General features: G+C 65.2%; 18 protein-coding genes. 10 read left to right on the plus strand and 8 right to left on the minus strand.

Going from position 1 to position 16,344, the window contains the following annotated elements; genetic code table 11:
- The first annotated feature begins 138 nt into the window (after positions 1-138).
- The 4 genes from AC3WL2_RS10505 (at position 139) to AC3WL2_RS10520 (ending at position 5,039) form a co-directional block, all read left to right on the plus strand.
- Positions 139-2,895 (plus strand): response regulator, encoded by a 2,757-nt coding sequence (locus tag AC3WL2_RS10505; RefSeq protein ID WP_102683619.1) that lies wholly within the window; start codon positions 139-141, stop codon positions 2,893-2,895.
- 122 nt (positions 2,896-3,017) lie between these two features.
- On the plus strand, positions 3,018-4,013 hold the full coding sequence (locus AC3WL2_RS10510; protein ID WP_102683618.1) for a 2-hydroxyacid dehydrogenase: 996 nt from the start codon (positions 3,018-3,020) through the stop codon (positions 4,011-4,013).
- Between the two features lie 186 nt (positions 4,014-4,199).
- Positions 4,200-4,634, plus strand: coding sequence for a hypothetical protein (locus tag AC3WL2_RS10515; RefSeq protein ID WP_102683617.1), 435 nt, complete (start codon positions 4,200-4,202; stop codon positions 4,632-4,634).
- The gene (locus AC3WL2_RS10520) at positions 4,635-5,039 is read left to right on the plus strand and encodes an META domain-containing protein (RefSeq protein ID WP_102683616.1); all 405 of its coding nucleotides are present in this window, start codon (positions 4,635-4,637) and stop codon (positions 5,037-5,039) included. It begins immediately after the preceding gene.
- A 59-nt stretch (positions 5,040-5,098) separates the two neighbouring features.
- On the opposite strand, the gene AC3WL2_RS10525 is transcribed toward AC3WL2_RS10520, so the two are convergent.
- On the minus strand, positions 5,099-5,566 hold the full coding sequence (locus tag AC3WL2_RS10525) for a TlpA disulfide reductase family protein (RefSeq protein WP_102683615.1): 468 nt from the start codon (positions 5,564-5,566) through the stop codon (positions 5,099-5,101).
- An 86-nt stretch (positions 5,567-5,652) separates the two neighbouring features.
- Here AC3WL2_RS10525 and arsC point away from each other — a divergent pair, with 86 nt between their 5' ends.
- Genes arsC through AC3WL2_RS10540 form a run of 3 tightly spaced genes read left to right on the plus strand, consistent with a single transcriptional unit; the run spans position 5,653 to position 7,014 of the window.
- Complete coding sequence (arsC, locus tag AC3WL2_RS10530) at positions 5,653-6,006, plus strand: arsenate reductase (glutaredoxin) (RefSeq protein WP_046854521.1); 354 nt, start codon at positions 5,653-5,655, stop codon at positions 6,004-6,006.
- On the plus strand, positions 6,003-6,608 hold the full coding sequence (gene wrbA / locus AC3WL2_RS10535) for an NAD(P)H:quinone oxidoreductase (RefSeq protein WP_102683614.1): 606 nt from the start codon (positions 6,003-6,005) through the stop codon (positions 6,606-6,608). The genes arsC and wrbA overlap by 4 nt, the downstream gene beginning before the upstream one ends.
- Positions 6,601-7,014 (plus strand): DUF2069 domain-containing protein, encoded by a 414-nt coding sequence (locus AC3WL2_RS10540; protein ID WP_031315197.1) that lies wholly within the window; start codon positions 6,601-6,603, stop codon positions 7,012-7,014. The genes wrbA and AC3WL2_RS10540 overlap by 8 nt, the downstream gene beginning before the upstream one ends.
- Before the next feature lie 33 nt (positions 7,015-7,047).
- Here the strand turns inward: AC3WL2_RS10540 and AC3WL2_RS10545 are convergent, their stop codons facing one another.
- Positions 7,048-7,719: a DNA-3-methyladenine glycosylase I gene (locus AC3WL2_RS10545; RefSeq protein WP_102683613.1), complete on the minus strand. Its 672-nt coding sequence runs from the start codon at positions 7,717-7,719 to the stop codon at positions 7,048-7,050.
- 4 nt (positions 7,720-7,723) lie between these two features.
- On the minus strand, positions 7,724-8,548 hold the full coding sequence (ttcA, locus tag AC3WL2_RS10550; protein ID WP_023630777.1) for a tRNA 2-thiocytidine(32) synthetase TtcA: 825 nt from the start codon (positions 8,546-8,548) through the stop codon (positions 7,724-7,726).
- 263 nt (positions 8,549-8,811) lie between these two features.
- On the opposite strand from ttcA, the gene AC3WL2_RS10555 reads away from it, so the two are divergent.
- Complete coding sequence (locus AC3WL2_RS10555; RefSeq protein ID WP_023630778.1) at positions 8,812-9,411, plus strand: Yip1 family protein; 600 nt, start codon at positions 8,812-8,814, stop codon at positions 9,409-9,411.
- A gap of 140 nt (positions 9,412-9,551) precedes the next feature.
- Positions 9,552-10,046, plus strand: a complete 495-nt coding sequence (locus AC3WL2_RS10560; protein ID WP_102683612.1) for a SprT family zinc-dependent metalloprotease — start codon at positions 9,552-9,554, stop codon at positions 10,044-10,046.
- 52 nt (positions 10,047-10,098) lie between these two features.
- Here AC3WL2_RS10560 and AC3WL2_RS10565 read toward each other — a convergent pair whose 3' ends face one another.
- The 5 genes from AC3WL2_RS10565 to AC3WL2_RS10585 form a co-directional block, all read right to left on the minus strand.
- The gene (locus AC3WL2_RS10565) at positions 10,099-10,752 is read right to left on the minus strand and encodes a calcium-binding protein (protein ID WP_207238391.1); all 654 of its coding nucleotides are present in this window, start codon (positions 10,750-10,752) and stop codon (positions 10,099-10,101) included.
- 181 nt (positions 10,753-10,933) lie between these two features.
- Entirely contained in the window at positions 10,934-12,256 is a 1,323-nt protein-coding gene (locus AC3WL2_RS10570) for a dicarboxylate/amino acid:cation symporter (RefSeq protein WP_102683610.1), read from the minus strand.
- Between the two features lie 419 nt (positions 12,257-12,675).
- Complete coding sequence (locus AC3WL2_RS10575; RefSeq protein WP_102683609.1) at positions 12,676-14,016, minus strand: ATP-binding protein; 1,341 nt, start codon at positions 14,014-14,016, stop codon at positions 12,676-12,678.
- On the minus strand, positions 14,013-14,690 hold the full coding sequence (locus AC3WL2_RS10580) for a response regulator (RefSeq protein WP_023632177.1): 678 nt from the start codon (positions 14,688-14,690) through the stop codon (positions 14,013-14,015). Before AC3WL2_RS10580 ends, AC3WL2_RS10575 begins: the two co-directional genes overlap by 4 nt.
- A 110-nt stretch (positions 14,691-14,800) precedes the next feature.
- Complete coding sequence (locus tag AC3WL2_RS10585) at positions 14,801-15,406, minus strand: outer membrane beta-barrel protein (RefSeq protein ID WP_102683608.1); 606 nt, start codon at positions 15,404-15,406, stop codon at positions 14,801-14,803.
- Positions 15,407-15,529: 123 nt separating this feature from the next.
- Here AC3WL2_RS10585 and AC3WL2_RS10590 point away from each other — a divergent pair, with 123 nt between their 5' ends.
- Entirely contained in the window at positions 15,530-16,321 is a 792-nt protein-coding gene (locus AC3WL2_RS10590; protein ID WP_102683607.1) for a dienelactone hydrolase family protein, read from the plus strand.
- The last annotated feature ends 23 nt before the right edge of the window (positions 16,322-16,344 follow it).

Below are 16,344 nucleotides of genomic sequence, written 5' to 3' on the forward strand. Positions count from 1 at the left end.
ACCATTGCCCGACTGACGCACCATCGAGGGACCAGCCTCACTTGGCAAACAAAAAGCCTTACAAATGCCCCCGGTGCGGAGTAACGTTCCCGCTGATGCGCGAACAGCGCTTTTAAAGGCACATGACAGGAGACAGGTGTGCTCGACCGTTTGGGAATCCGCAGCCGCGTCCTGCTGCTGGCCTTGCTCCCCGCCAGCCTGATGGCCCTGGTGCTGGGCAGTTACTTCACCTGGTTGCAACAGAGCGACCTGCGCACGCAGCTGCTGCAACGCGGCAAGATGATCGCCGAGCAGTTGGCGCCCCTGGCGGCGCCGGCCCTGGCCCGCCAGTCCCCGGCGCAACTGGAGCGCATCGCGGCCCAGGCCCTGGAGCAGGTCGACGTGCGCGCCGTGGCGTTCCTCGCCGCCGACCGCACGCGCCTGGCCCACGCCGGCCCCAGCATGCTCAACCAGCCGCCCAGCGGCGGTACCGGCACGCAACTGCTGCAGCGCACCGGCAATGATGCCACCCGCTACCTGATGCCGGTGTTCGGCCATCACCGCGACCTGGCCACCGACGCCGTGCCCGCCGAGGCCGAGCGCCTGCTCGGTTGGGTAGAAATCGAGCTGTCCCACGACGGCACACTGCTGCGCGGCTACCGCAACCTGTTCACCAGCCTGCTGCTGATCCTCGCCTGCCTGAGCCTGACCGCGCTGCTCGCCCTGCGCATGAGCCGCACCATCAACGACCCGATCAACCGCATCAAGCACGCGGTCAACCAGCTCAAGGACGGCCACCTCGACGAACGCCTGCCGGCCATGGGCAGCCACGAGCTCGACGAACTGGGCGCCGGCATCAACCGCATGGCCGAGACCCTGCACAGCGCCCACGAAGAGCTGCAGCACAGCATCGACCAGGCCACCGAGGACGTGCGCCAGAACCTCGAAACCATCGAGATCCAGAACATCGAGCTGGACATGGCGCGCAAGGAGGCCCTGGAGGCCAGCCGCATCAAGTCCGAGTTCCTCGCCAACATGAGCCATGAGATCCGCACCCCGCTCAACGGCATCCTCGGCTTCACCCACCTGTTGCAGAAGAGCGAGCTGAGCCCGCGCCAACTCGACTACCTCGGCACCATCGAGAAATCCGCCGACAACCTGCTGGGGATCATCAACGAGATCCTCGACTTCTCCAAGATCGAGGCCGGCAAGCTGGTGCTCGACAGCATCCCGCTCAACCTGCGCGACCTGATCCAGGACACCCTGACCATCCTTGCCCCGGCCGCCCACGCCAAACAGCTGGAGCTGCTCAGCCTGGTCTACCGCGACACCCCGTTGTCGCTGGTAGGCGACCCGTTGCGGCTCAAGCAGATCCTCACCAATCTGGTGAGCAATGCCATCAAGTTCACCCGCGAAGGCACCATCGTCGTGCGCGCCATGCTCGAGGACGAGCAGGAAGACAGCGTGCAACTGCGCATCAGCGTCCAAGACACCGGCATCGGCCTGTCGCCGCAGGATGTGCGCACCCTGTTCCAGGCCTTCAGCCAGGCCGACAACTCGCTGTCGCGCCAGCCCGGCGGTACCGGCCTGGGCCTGGTGATCTCCAAGCGCCTGATCGAACAGATGGGGGGCGAAATCGGCGTCGACAGCACGCCGGGCGAAGGCTCGCAGTTCTGGATCAGCCTCAACCTGCCCAAGGCCCACGACGACACCGAGGAGCAACCCGCCCAGGCCCTGGTCGGCCGTAGCGTGGCCATCGTCGACGGGCACGACCTGGCCCGCCAGGCGTTGGAGCACCAACTGGAGGACTGCGGCCTGGCGGTCAGCGTGTTCGCCTCCTGCGACCAGCTGCTGCACGGCGTGCAGGCGGCAAGCCAGGCCGGGCAGCCGTTCGAGTTCGCCGTGCTCGGGGTCAACCTCGGCAGCCTGGCGCCGGAACAATTGGGGCAGTACCACCAACAGCTCGAGCGCCTGGGTTGCCAGTGCGTGGTGCTGTGCCCCACCACCGAGCAACCGCTCTACCATCCTTACCTGCCCAACGCCCACGGCCAATTGCTGGCCAAGCCCACCTGCACGCGCAAGTTGCGCCGCCTGCTGCTGGAACTGGTACAACCCCGCCGCCCAGTATGCGAGCAGCGCAGCAACGGCGGCCAGCGCATGCCCAAGCTCCTCTGCGTCGACGACAACCCGGCCAACCTGCTGCTGGTGCAGACCCTGCTCGAAGGGATGGGCGCCGAGGTACTGGCGGTGAACAGTGGCTATGCCGCGGTGCAGGCCGTGCAGGACGAGCCCTTCGACCTGGTGCTGATGGATGTGCAGATGCCCGGCATGGATGGCCGTGCCTGCACCGAACAGATCCGCCAGTGGGAAGCCAGCCAGAGCGGCCCGCCCCTACCCATCGTGGCCCTCACCGCCCACGCCATGGCCAACGAAAAGCGCGCCCTGCTGCACAGCGGCATGGACGACTACCTGACCAAGCCGATCAGCGAGCGCCAGCTGGCCCAGGTCGTGATGAAGTGGACCGGCCTGAACCTGGGCGCACCGCAACAGGAGCGCACCAGCGAACGCCTGCCCGACAGCAGCGAGCTGAAGGTGCTCGACCCGGAGGAAGGCCTGCGACTGGCTGCCGGCAAGCCGGACCTGGCGGCGGATATGCTGGCCATGCTCCTGGCATCGCTGGATTCTGACCGCGAGGCGATCCAGGCCGCTCGCGACGCGGCCGATCGCAATGCCATGATCGAACGGGTACACCGACTCAACGGCGCCTCGCGTTATTGCGGCGTACCGCAGTTGCGGGCGGCCTGTCAGCGCAGCGAGACCTTGCTCAAGCAGGACAGCCCCCAGGCGTTGCAGGCCCTGGACGAACTGGACCAGGCCATCAGCCGACTGGCCGAGCAGGCGCGCGAAAGCGCCTGAATAGGCTTTGCAAGAGTCGTGGGAGCGGCGGTGCATCTTGCCCCGCGACAGGGCCGTCACAGATCAATACCCGATCTCTCTGACGGCCTAGACTGTTGCCGACTCACAGAAGGAAGCCCCCCATGCGCGCCCTGTTGTTCAGCAGCCAGCACTACGACCAGGAAAGCTTCACTCGCGCCGCCAGCGCGGGCGCCCTGGAGCTGCACTACCAGCCCGCCCGCCTGACCCTGGACACCGCAGCCCTCGCCCAGGGCTTCGAGGTGGTCTGCGCCTTCATCAACGATGAACTCGACGCCCAGGTCCTGCAGCGCCTGGCCGCCGGCGGCACACGCCTGATCGCCCTGCGCTCGGCCGGCTACAACCACGTCGACCTGGCCGCCGCGCAGAGTCTCGGGGTCAGCGTGGTGCGCGTCCCGGCTTATTCACCGCACGCCGTCGCCGAACATGCCGTGGCCCTGATCCTGGCCCTCAACCGCCGCCTGCACCGGGCCTACAACCGCACCCGCGAAGGCGATTTCACCCTGCACGGGCTGACCGGCTTCGACCTGCACGGCAAGACCGTCGGCGTGGTCGGCACCGGCCAGATCGGCGCGGCCTTCGCCCGCATCATGGCCGGCTTCGGCTGCCAGCTGCTGGCCTACGACCCCTACACCAACCCTGAGCTGGTCGCCCTCGGCGCCCGCTACCTGGAACTGCCCGAGCTGCTGCGCCAGGCACGCATCATCAGCCTGCACTGCCCGCTCACCGAGCACACCCGCCACCTGATCAACGCCCAGAGCCTGGCCCAACTGCAGCCCGGCGCCATGCTGATCAACACCGGCCGCGGCGCCCTGGTCGACACCCCGGCACTGATCGATGCGCTCAAGAGCGGCCAGCTTGGCTACCTGGGGCTGGATGTCTATGAAGAGGAAGCGCAGCTGTTCTTCGAGGACCGCTCCGACTTGCCGCTGCAGGACGACGTGCTGGCACGGCTGCTGACCTTCCCCAACGTGATCGTCACCGCCCACCAGGCGTTCCTTACCCGCGAGGCCCTGGATGCCATCGCGGCCACCACCCTGGACAACATCTCCCGCTGGGCGGCAGGCAATCCGCAGAATCTTGTAAACGGTGGATGCTAGTGTGGTGCTTTGCAAATACGCCCCATAAGTCGCGCGTGATTTTTGTGCTCAAGCAAGGCGTCGCGACGAGTCGTAGCCCGGCTACGGCGAGGAGCGACAACGCAGCATGAGCGCAAAAAGCGCCGCGAATTAGGGTCGTTATTTGTGAAGCACCACACTAAGATACGCGGCATTTCTGGAGGACCCATGGTCGAACACGATTTCCGCTACACCCTTTTCAACCCGCAACACACCCTGATCGAGTGCCGCGCGCTGGTGCCGGGCCGCTACCAGGTCACCGGCAACGGCGGCTCGATCCAGAAAGGCGACGCACTGCTGGTTTCGCTCAAAGGCAGCAAAACCCTGTCCATGCGCCTGACCGTGGACAGCGTGCGCCACCTGATCAACCCCACCGGGCAGTGGGTGGCCGTAGCCCAGGGGCCAGTATTCAACGAACTGGAAATCCACGAGTGGCAAGTCAAGTGCGACGGCTGCGACGCGGTGCTGGACTTCGAGTTCGCCGCCGAAGCCAAGCTCGGCAAGAAAGGCCACGCCCCGGCAGCCAGCGCCCGTGTCCAGGAGCTGGGCTGGGCCAGCCAGGGCGACAAGCACCTGTGCCCGCAGTGCCAGGAGCGCGCCTGAGTGAAACAGCTGCTGACCGGCGTGCTGATCGCCACCGGCCTGATGGGCTGCGCGTCGCAACCTTCGAAGCTGCAGCAGGAGCAAAGCTACCTGCTGGAGTGGATTGGTGAACGCCCGCTGATCGACTACAGCCACCTGACCCTGACCCTGGCCAGCGATGGCCGTGCCTATGGCAATGCCGGCTGTAACCACTGGTTCGCGCCCTACACGCTGAACGGCGAGCACTTGAGCTTCGGCAAGGTCGGCAAGACCCGCAAGCTGTGCGCGCCAGCGCTGATGGAGCAGGAGAAACGCTTCCTGCAGGCGCTGGAGACGGTGCAGCGCTGGGACGTGTCGCCAATCGAGCAGATCCGCTTCTGGCCGGCCGAGGGCAAGCCGCTGCGGTTCTGGCCTGAGGAAGGCTGAAACCATCGCGGAGCAAGCCCGCTCCTATGCGGGAGCGGGCTTGCCCCGCGATGCAGGGTTCAGGCGCCGCCTTTCAACGCCTTGATCTTGGCCTGCAAACCCTCGAGGGTCTGCTCGCCCAGCAATTGCTCACGCACCTTGCCCTTGTCATCGATGATGTAGGTCACCGGCAGCGCCTCGCTGCGCGGCAGTTCGTAACGCTCGGCCGGGTCTTGCGCGAGCACGGTGAAGCCGATGCCGAGGGTCTCGGCGGCGGCCTTGAGGTCGGCGCCCTGCAAACCATCGAAGTTCACCCCCAGCACCCGGATACCCTGGCTTTCCCACTGCTTGGCAGCAGCATTGAGTTCAGGTATTTCGGTACGGCACGGGCCGCACCATTCGGCCCAGTAGTTGAGCACCAACCAGTGCCCGTCGACCTGTTCGGCCTTCACCGTATTGCCGTGCTGGTCCACGCCGTAGTCCGCACCGCAGCCGCCGAGCAGCAGGCTCGCGGTGATGGCCAGTGCAGCTGCCAAACGCCTTGCCATGGGTCAATCCTTCTCGAAGTTTTCAAGCATTGAAGTCGGTCGCTGCGGTTAGAATAGCCGCCACACCCAGCTGGATGCGACCCGTCATGACCGATCTGACCCTCTATCATAACCCGCGCTGCTCGAAATCCCGCGGCGCCCTGGAACTGCTCGAAGCGCGCGGCCTCGCACCGACCATCGTGCGCTACCTCGAAACCCCGCCGGACGCCGCCACCCTCGAACAGCTGCTCGCCAAGCTGGGCATCGGCGCGCGCCAATTGCTGCGCACCGGCGAAGACGAATACAAGGCACTCGACCTGGCCAACCCTGCCCTGAGCGACGCTCAGCTGATCAAGGCGATGGTCGAGCATCCCAAGCTGATCGAGCGCCCGATCCTGGTAGCCGGTGACAAGGCCGTGATCGGCCGCCCACCCGAGAAGGTCCTGGAGATCCTGCCGTGAGCGAACCCTACATCCTGGTGCTGTACTACAGCCGCCACGGCTCGACCAGCGAGATGGCCCGGCACATTGCCCGCGGCGTCGAGATGACCGGCCTGGAGGCACGCCTGCGCACGGTGCCGGCGATCTCCACCGAGTGCGAAGCCGTGGCCCCGGACATCCCGGCCAGCGGCGCGCTGTACGCCACCCTCGACGACCTGCGCCACTGCGCGGGCCTGGCCATGGGCAGCCCGACCCGCTTCGGCAACATGGCCGCGCCGCTCAAGTACTTCCTCGACGGCACCAGCAGCCTGTGGCTGGGCGGCGAGCTGGTGGGCAAGCCAGCGGCGGTGTTCACTTCCACCGCCAGCCTGCACGGCGGCCAGGAAACCACCCTGTTGTCGATGCTGCTGCCGCTGATGCACCACGGCATGCTGGTCACCGGCCTGCCCTACAGCGAGTCGGCGCTGCTCGATACCCGCGGCGGCGGCACCCCATATGGGGCCAGCCACCATGCCGGCGCCGACGGCAAGCGCGAGCTGGACCAGCACGAGATCACCCTGTGCCGCGCCCTCGGCCAACGCCTGGCCAACACCGCCAAGGCCCTGGGTGGCCAGCGTGGCTAGAAAACCCAAGGTGCTGCCGCCGCTGGAGTGGCTCGCCCCACGCGTACGGCTGACCCGCGCCCTGAGCCTGGCCTGCTTCTTCGGCCTGATCGCCCTGCTGGTGGTGAACAATCTGTGGTTCGCCAACCTGCACGGGGCGCGGGTCGAAGTGATCCTGGCCATCGAGCTGATCCCCCTGCTGCTGCTGCTGCCGGGCATGCTGATGGGCAGTGCCCGGGCGCATGCCTGGACCTGCTTCGTGGTCAATATCTACTTCATCAAGGGCGTGCTGGCCGCCTTCGACCCCGCCCGAGCGCTGTTCGGCTGGGTCGAGGTGCTGGTGAGCCTGGGGCTGTTCGTCAGCGGCTTGTTGTTCGTGCGCTGGAAGTTCCAGCAGGATCGACGCCTGGCTGGCGAAGGTGCCTGAACGTATCGGGGCCGCGTTGCGGCCCCGGCGATCTCAATGGTTGACGGTATGCGCCAGCATCACCGACAGCTGGCACAGCGGCCGACCGCTTTCGGCGTGCCACTGATTGAACGCCTGCTGCACCAGCGCCAGGTCACGCAGGCTGGTCGGCGGCTTGTCGATGATCTTCTGGGCGATCAACGCGGCGGCCATGTCGTCGGTGGGGATGAAGGTGTCCTTGCCGACCATGCGCAGGAAACGCGGCGCCGACAACCCGCCCAGCTGGTTGCCATGCTTGGCCAGGTACTTCCACAGCCCGACGATATCGGTCTCGGGCCAGCCGGCGATGAACGCGCCGAAACTGCCCTTCTCCTTCGCCACGTCGAGGATCATCTGCGCATTGCGCGGCACGCTCTTGAGCTTGCCCAGGTGGCGGATGATGCGCTCGTCCTGCATCAGCCGCTCCAGGTGCTCGGCGCCCATCAGCACCACTTTCTCCGGGTCGAAGCCAAAGAACACCTGCTCGAACGCCGGCCACTTGGCATCCACCAGGCTGTGCTTGAGCCCGGCGCGGAACACGCGCAGGGCCAGGGTCGACAGGTAGCGGTCGTCGGTGATGTCGCGCAGCTGCGCGGGTGTGCGCGGCTGCGGCAGGAAGGCTTCCAGCGCCTGGGCCGAACCGAAGCGGTTCAGGCAGTACTCATGCAACCACTGGTAGTCGCGCATAAGGTCAGATGTTCAGCACGTCGAGGAAGCGCGGGGTGGCGCTCTCGTCGATCTTCAGGCTGGTGAAGTCGAACAGGTTGCGGTCGGCCAGCTGCGACGGCGCGACGTTCTGCAGGGCGCGGAAGATGCTCTCGGTACGGCCCGGGTGCTTGCGCTCCCACTCCACCAGCATGTCCTTGACCACCTGGCGCTGCAGGTTTTCCTGCGAGCCGCACAAGTTGCACGGGATGATCGGAAATTCCTTCATGTCCGAGTAGGCCTGGATGTCCTTCTCGCTGCAGTAGGCCAGCGGGCGGATCACCACGTTGCGGCCGTCGTCGGCGCGCAGCTTCGGCGGCATGCCCTTGAGCGCGCCGTTGAAGAACATGTTGAGGAAGAAGGTCTCGACGATGTCGTCGCGGTGGTGCCCCAGGGCCATCTTGGTCGCGCCGATCTCGTCGGCGAAGGTGTACAAGGTGCCGCGACGCAGGCGCGAGCACAGCGAGCAGGTAGTCTTGCCCTCGGGCACCAGCTCCTTGACCACCGAGTAGGTGTCCTTCTCGACGATGTGATACTCGACACCCAGTTCCTTGAGGTAGGCCGGCAGCACGTGCTCGGGGAAGCCCGGCTGCTTCTGGTCCATGTTCACCGCGACGATCTCGAACTTGATCGGCGCCACCTTCTGCAGGTGCAACAGAACGTCGAGCATGGTGTAGCTGTCCTTGCCGCCGGACAGGCAGACCATGACCTTGTCGCCATCCTCGATCATGTTGAAGTCGGTGATGGCTTCGCCAGCGAGGCGACGCAGGCGTTTTTGCAGTTTGTTCTGGTTGACCGAGAGGGTGCCCATAGCGCTTGAATCCGCGAGGTGTGACAAAAGCCGGCTATTTTACGCACAAACCGGGCGGCGCAGTAGGTGAATCCGATAAAGACTTCAAGGGAATCAGCACCGGTCCTGACAGCGCGATTTGCTCTAAAAAGCCGGTTTTCTGTGGGGAACGGCTTCCTATACTGCGACATAAGGCCACATTGGCGCAGCACCTGGTGTCCTGGCCTCGGGCCATAGGCGCTCCATCCGGGGGGCGTTTGGCAACGACGATAGGAGTGACCCGTATGATTCATCACGTTGTTGGGCTGTTCACCCACCCCGACCAGGAGTGGCGGGAGATTCGTGGCGAGGACGAAAGCATCAGCCACATGTACCTGACACACACGCTGATCCTGGCGGCGATTCCCGCCGTGTCGGCGTTCATCGGCACCACCCAGGTCGGCTGGGTGATCGGCGAGCGGCCAGCCGTGATGCTGACCATGGAAAGCGCGTTGTGGATGAGCATCATGTCCTACCTGGCGATGCTCGCCGGGGTCGCGGTGATGGGCGCCTTCATCCACTGGATGGCGCGCACCTACGACGCCAACCCGAGCATGGCGCAGTGCATCGCCTTTGCCACCTACACCGCCACCCCGCTGTTCATCGGCGGCCTCGCGGCACTGTACCCGCACCTGTGGCTGGGCATGCTGATCGGCACAGCGGCGATCTGCTACACCGTGTACCTGCTGTATGTCGGCTTGCCGACCTTCATGAACATACCGTCAGATGAAGGCTTCCTGTTCTCAAGCTCCGTGCTGGCGGTGGGCCTCGTGGTTCTGGTGGCGATCATGGCCGCAACCGTGATCATCTGGGGACTGGGCGTGGGGCCCGTCTACACCAACTAAACGCATACCAACCAGATCCAACCAACACTGGGGCATCACCGAGGCCGCCGCAAGGCGGCCTCGCTTCGTGTGCCTGACCGACGGCTCGGCAGCCGCCCATTGCCTGCGGCATAATGCCCGGTCAGGAGAACTACCCCGCCATGCCCGAGCTGCTCAGACAACGCGTCGAAACCTGTTTCCAGCAAGCCGAAACCTTCTTCAAACGCCCCTTCCCGCGCCCGCAGGTCAGCTTCAAGCTGCGCGGACAGAAGGCCGGCGTCGCCCACCTGCACGAGAACCTGCTGCGCTTCAACCTGCAGCTGTACCGCGAGAACGCCGAAGACTTCCTGCGCCAGACCGTGGCCCACGAAGTCGCCCACCTGATCGCCCACCAGCTATTCGGCGAGCGCATCCAGGCCCATGGCGAGGAATGGCAGTTGATCATGCGCGGGGTGTACGAGCTGCCGCCGAACCGCTGCCACAACTACGAGGTGCAGCGGCGCGTGGCGACACGCTACATCTACCGTTGTCCGTGCCCGGAGAGCGATTTCCCGTTCACCGCCCAGCGCCACAAGCTGGTGCGCCAGGGGCGGCGCTACCTGTGCCGGCGCTGCCGGGAGATCCTGGTGTACAGCGGCGAGACCCGGGTCGAATGATGTACCCCGCGCGTGGCGTGGCAGCTGATGGACAAACACGCAAGCGCAGGGGTCAAAGCATCAGATATTCAGCCTTGAAAGTCGTCACGCCAGCCAACTTGATCTCGAAGTCCGGCTTGAGGGTACCGCGTACGTTGCCAGACAGGATCTCACGCTCAAAACGCAGTTGCCCGGTATCGGTGAAGGCGGCATCCCCCACAAAGACCAGACTGTCCAGTCCCTCGGATTTCGCCAGGCCACGCAAGTCAATACGATCGCCGGCGGCACCATTGAAATCGGTGACGATATCTCGCCGCTTGCCCACGCCCATGTCAGCGAGCTTCGAGAACACGAACACATCCGCACCCTGGCCACCGCCCAGGATATCGGTGCCCAGGCCCCCTTCGAGAAAATCGTTACCCTTGCCGCCCCTGAGCACATCCCTGCCGCTGTCACCAATCAGCACATCATGACCCCTGCCGCCATACAGACGGTCGGCGCCCATGCCACCATCCAGCACATCGTCGCCTTTGCCACCGATCAGGCAGTCGTCGCCCTTGCCACCCTCAAGCACATCGCGCCCCTTGCCCCCGGCAATCACATCATTTCCATTTCCTCCATCCAACACGTCATCACCGCAGCCTCCTCGCAAGGTGATCGTGGGAGTGGGTTGCATATCATTGGGTTTGCCCATCGGATGATTTCCTTCTTCGGTTGGAATACGCATACCTGGGGTGCCTGTCAGGCCAAGCCGTGCGCCCCCCAGCGAAATCCAATCTACCCGCCGCAGGATCACAACCGTAGATAACCATCTACCACCTCCTCCATGAACGTTCACCCAGGCCGCAGCGACACCAGAAATAAAAAAACCCATCCGAAGATGGGCTTTTGCACTTACCGCGAGGTGGTCAACGCGCCGGGCCTTCGGCCACGCCCAGGTCGTCGGTCGGACGGGTGTCGATCAGCGGCGAGCCGCCAGACGCCAGTTCGGCCTGCAGGGTGTCGGTGTCCAGCTCCTTGACCCACTTGGCCACGACCACGGTGGCCACAGCGTTGCCGATCAGGTTGGTCAGGGCGCGGGCTTCGGACATGAAGCGGTCGATACCCAGGATCAGCGCCAGGCCGGCAACCGGCAGGTGGCCGACGGCCGACAGGGTGGCGGCGAGGACGATGAAGCCCGAACCTGTGACGCCTGCGGCCCCCTTGGAGGCCACCAGCAGCACCAGCAACAGGGTGATCTGGTGGGTGATGTCCATGGTGGTGTCGGTGGCCTGGGCAATGAACACCGCGGCCATGGTCAGGTAGATCGAGGTACCGTCCAGGTTGAACGAGTAACCGGTCGGGATCACCAGGCCAACCACGGATTTCTTCGCGCCCAGGCGCTCCATCTTGGCCAGCATGCGCGGCAGGGCCGACTCCGAGGACGAGGTGCCCAGCACGATCAGCAGCTCTTCACGGATGTAGCGGATCAGCTTGATGACGCTGAAGCCATGGGCGCGGCAGATACCGCCCAGCACGACCAGGATGAACAGCAGGCAAGTGATGTAGAAGCAGGCCATCAGGTAGCCCAGCTGCACCAGCGAACCCACGCCGTACTGGCCGATGGTGAAGGCCATGGCGCCGAAGGCGCCGATCGGGGCCAGCTTCATGATCATGTTGATGATGTTGAACATGACATGGGCGAAGCGATCGATCAGGTCCAGCACCGGCTTGCCGTAGCTGCCCAGGCGGTGCAAGGCGAAACCGAACAGCACCGAGAACATCAGCACTTGCAGGATGTCGCCGTTGGCGAAGGCGCCGACCACGGTGTTGGGGATGACATTGAGCAGGAAGCCGACGGTGGTCTGCTGCGCGCCGGCGGCGGCATAGGCAGCCACGCTGCTGGCGTTGAGGGTGCTGACGTCGACGTGCATGCCGGCGCCCGGCTGCACCACGTTGACCACCACCAGGCCGATGATCAGGGCGATGGTGGAGACGATCTCGAAGTACAGCAGCGCGTAACCGCCGGTCTTGCCGACCGACTTCATGCTTTGCATGCCCGCGATGCCGCTGACCACGGTACAGAAGATGATCGGCGCGATGACCATCTTGATAAGCTTGACGAAGCCGTCACCCAGGGGTTTGAGGGCTACGCCGGTCTCCGGGTAGTAGTGGCCGAGCAGGATACCGATGGTGATCGCGACGATCACCTGGACATACAGCGATTTGTACAGCGGCTGACGAGTCGTCATGGCTAATTTTTCCTCAAGTGGGCCGGCGCATCCTTCCCAGGATGTCGGGGCACCTGAATCGCGAACCCTCCTGTACCCGGAGGGATTTGTCGTTGTGTTCGAGCGCCTGGGCAGGCCTCTGCCAGGTGAATAGCAAGGGCGATGCCAAAGTGCCCGCTTGAGGTGCACAGCCAATGATTACAGGGTGTGAATGCCCCGGGACGGGGCGCAGTAGCCGGTAGGAAATGGCGGATTTCCGCCCGATGGCGGAAATCGTACAGGGCGGGTTGGCGGGAATCCGCCTCAGAGGTACTCAGTGGGACTTCCCGGTGGGAGCGGGCTTGCCCCGCGATGAGGACCGCTCCGGATGGCACCGGCTTCGCCGGTATCGCGGGGCTAGCCCGCTCCCACGCACCGCCCCCTGCACTGGAAAGGCAGAATCAATCGAGTCGGAAAGCGATATGGAACGCAGCCCCGCCCAACGGCGAATCGCCCAGGCTCAACTCGGCGTCATAGCTGTCGATGATGTCCTTGACCACCGCCAGGCCGATCCCCTGCCCGGGGTGCTGGCGGTCCAGCCGCTCGCCGCGTTCGAGAATGCGCTCACGCTGGTCGGGCGGCACGCCCGGGCCGTCGTCCTCGATCCACAGTTCCAGTTGCCCCGGCGCTTCGCGCAGGCTGACCCGCACCTGCCCCAGGCACAACCGGTAGGCGTTCTCCAGCAGGTTGCCGAGCAGTTCAAGCAAGGCCCCCTGTTCCATCGGCACCCGCGCATCGGCCGGGAGATCGAAACCGACCTCGACGCGTTTGTCGCGATAGACCTTGGCCAAGGTGCTGCACAGGCTGTCGAGCAACGGCTTGAGCTCGACCTGGTGCTTTACCAGGCCACTCTTGCGCAGGCTGGCGCGCTGCAATTGGTAGTCGATCTGTTGGCTCATGCGCTCGATCTGGCTCTGCAGCACCCGCGCCTGCTCGCGGTCGCCCTGCTCCATGCTCTCGCCCACGCCCTGCAGCACCGCCAGCGGGGTCTTCAGGCTGTGGGCCAGGTCGTCGAGCGAGTCGCGGTAGCGCTGGCGCTGCTCGCGCTCGCTGCGCAGCAGGCGGTTGAGCGAGCCGGTCAGGCGCAGCAGCTCGCGTGGGTGCTCGCGACTCAGTCCATCCCTGGCGCCGCTCTCCACGTCGTCCAGCTCGGAGCTGAGCCGGCGCAGCGAGCGCAGGCCCCAGGTCAGGCCGGCCCAGAGCAGCACCATCAGCGCCAGCAGCGCCGCGCCGAAGCCGAAATAGAGTTTCTCGCGCAGGCCATTGAGGGTGTCCTGGTATTCGCGGACCGGTTGCAGGGCGACGATGCTGAACGCCGCACTCTTGCCGCCAAGCAGCCTGACCTCGACGTCATAGACGAAGAACTCCTCGCCGTCGTCCTGGTGAATACGGGCGAATTCGTTGCCACGCCCGTCATAGCGCGGGTGGTAGTTGATGTTGCGGTTGCGCGTGGCCCGCGACTGCCACACCAGCTTGCCCTGGCGGTCGAAGATGTAGCCGAGCAAGCCTGTATACGGCAGGTTGAAACGCTCGTCCGGCAGCAGCGCCGGCATCTGCAACTGGCCATGCTCGATGCGCGCGGCGGAAATCAGCGTGGTCACGTCCGAGGCCAGGCGCTGCTCGATGGACTCCTGCAACGCCAGGCTGAAGGCCTTCTGCAGCGCCGGCAGCAACGCCAGCATGAACAGCAGCGCCAGCAACGCCGCCGCCAGCATCAGGCGCACCCGCAGCGAACGGATCATCGGCAGCGCTCGGTGAACAGGTAGCCCAGGCCACGCACGGTATCGATCGGCTTGAAGCCGTTGTCGCCCTCGAGCTTGCGACGCAGGCGGCCGACCAGCACCTCGATGACGTTCGGGTCGCGCTCCTCGTCGTCCGGGTACAGCTGTTCCATCAACCGGTCCTTGGCCACCACCTGCTGGTGATGGCGCATGAGGTACTCGAGGATGCGGTATTCGTAGGCGGTCAGCGCCAGCGGTTGCTCGTCCAGGGTCGCCTGCTTGCGGTTGAGGTCGAGCACCAGCGGGCCGGCGGCGATGGTCGACTGGGTGAAGCCGCTGGAGCGGCGCAGCAAGGCGTTGAGGCGCGCCTCCAGCTCTTCGAACTGGAACGGCTTGACCACATAGTCGTCGGCGCCGGCGGCCAGGCCTTCGACCTTGTCCTGCCAGTTGCCGCGGGCGGTGAGGATCAGGATCGGGAAGGTCTGGCCAAGGTTGCGCAACTGACGGATCAGGTCCAGCCCGCTCATGCCCGGCAGGCCCAGGTCGATCACCGCCAGGTCATGGTTGTACTGCTCGGCCTGGTACAAGGCTTCCTCGGCGTTGGCCACCGCCTGCACCACATGGCCGCCCTCGCCGAGGCGGGTGAACAGGTGATGACGCAGCAGCGCCTCGTCCTCGACCACCAGCAATTTCATGCAGTTCTCCTTTGAATAGCGAATGCCTGTACCGGCCTCATCGCGGGGCAAGCCCGCTCCCACGGGTCATGCACTCCTCGCGATGAGGCCGGCACAGGATAACAGCGACCTCAGAACTTGTAGCTTGCCGCCAGGTAGGTCTGCGCGCTGCTGGTCAGGCGCAGGGTGCCATCCTTCGGCCCACCGTGGGCGCCGATCTCGGTGGCGGCGTTGCTGCGCAGGTAACGGTAGCCCATCTCCACCGAGGCCTTGTCGGTGATTTCCTGGATCACGCCGGCCTGCAGGCCCACGGCATAGCCGTAGTCGGTGTCGCGGCTGGCGCCTGGCGAGTCCTGGGTCAGCTTGGTCATGCCCAGGGTGCCGCCGCCGAACAGCTTGGTGGTATCGCCCACCGGCAGGAACAGGTCGTAGCTACCGAGCAGGTTTTCCTGGCGTAGCTTGACGCCGCTGTGGTCACCCGAGACGTTGTCGTAGGTCATGTAGTAGCGGCCCTGGTCGTTGATCTTGCCCAGGCGCACGCCCCAGGTGCTGTCCTTGCCGATGATGCCGTCGGCGTTCAGGTTGTCGGTGTTGCGTTGCAGCAGGCCGGACTTGCGCACTTTGTCGCTGGTCTGGCCGTAGGTCAGGCTGGCGAAGTTGTCATCGGCCTGGGCGGCGGTGGTGAGGCCGGCGGCGCAAACCGCCATGGCGGCGATCAGGGTATTGAGCGTTTTCATGGTTCAGGTACTCCGGGTTGGATGCGTTGTTTCTGTCTGGGGACTAGAGTAGGGAAGGCGCCCTGAACCCCTGCTGAACCCGGCCTGAACCTGGGCTGAACGAACCGAACAAGGAGCTCGACCATGCGTACCCTGCTTGCACTGACCCTGTTGTGCGGCGCCACCCTCGCCCAGGCGGCGGTGCAGACCCGCGAGATCCCCTACCAGGATGCGGACGGCAACCGCCTGATCGGCTACTACGCCTACGACGACGCCGTCGAGGGCAAACGCCCGGGCGTGGTGGTGGTGCATGAATGGTGGGGGCTGAACGACTACGCCAAGCGCCGCGCCCGCGACCTCGCGGCGCTGGGCTACAACGCCCTGGCCATCGACATGTACGGCGACGGCAAGAACACCGAGCACCCGCAGGATGCCCAAGCGTTCATGGCCGCGGCGATGAAGGACCCAGCGGCCGCCGCCCGGCGCTTCGATGCCGGGCTGGAGCTGCTGAAGATCCAGCCCAACACCAACAAGCACCAGCTGGCGGCCATCGGCTACTGCTTTGGCGGCAAGGTGGTGCTGGACGCGGCGCGCCGCGGTGAGAAGCTCGACGGCGTGGTGAGCTTCCATGGCGCGCTGGTGACCCAGACGCCGGCCAAGCCGGGGGTGGTCCGGGCCAAGATCCTGGTGGAGCATGGCGAGGCCGACAGCATGGTCACCCCGCAGCAGGTGGCGGCGTTCAAGGCGGAGATGGATGCGGCCAAGGCGGACTACAAGTTCGTCGGGATCCCGGGGGCCAAGCATGGGTTTACCAACCCGGATGCCGACCGGTTGAGCCATGGCGGGCATGGCGGGCCGGATATCGGCTACGACAAAGCGGCTGACGAGAGCTCGTGGAAGGATATGCAGGCGTTCCTGAAGGATGCGCTCGACTGATGATCGCCGGGGCCGCTTTGCGG

This window comes from Pseudomonas sp. FW305-96, from assembly GCF_058783825.1.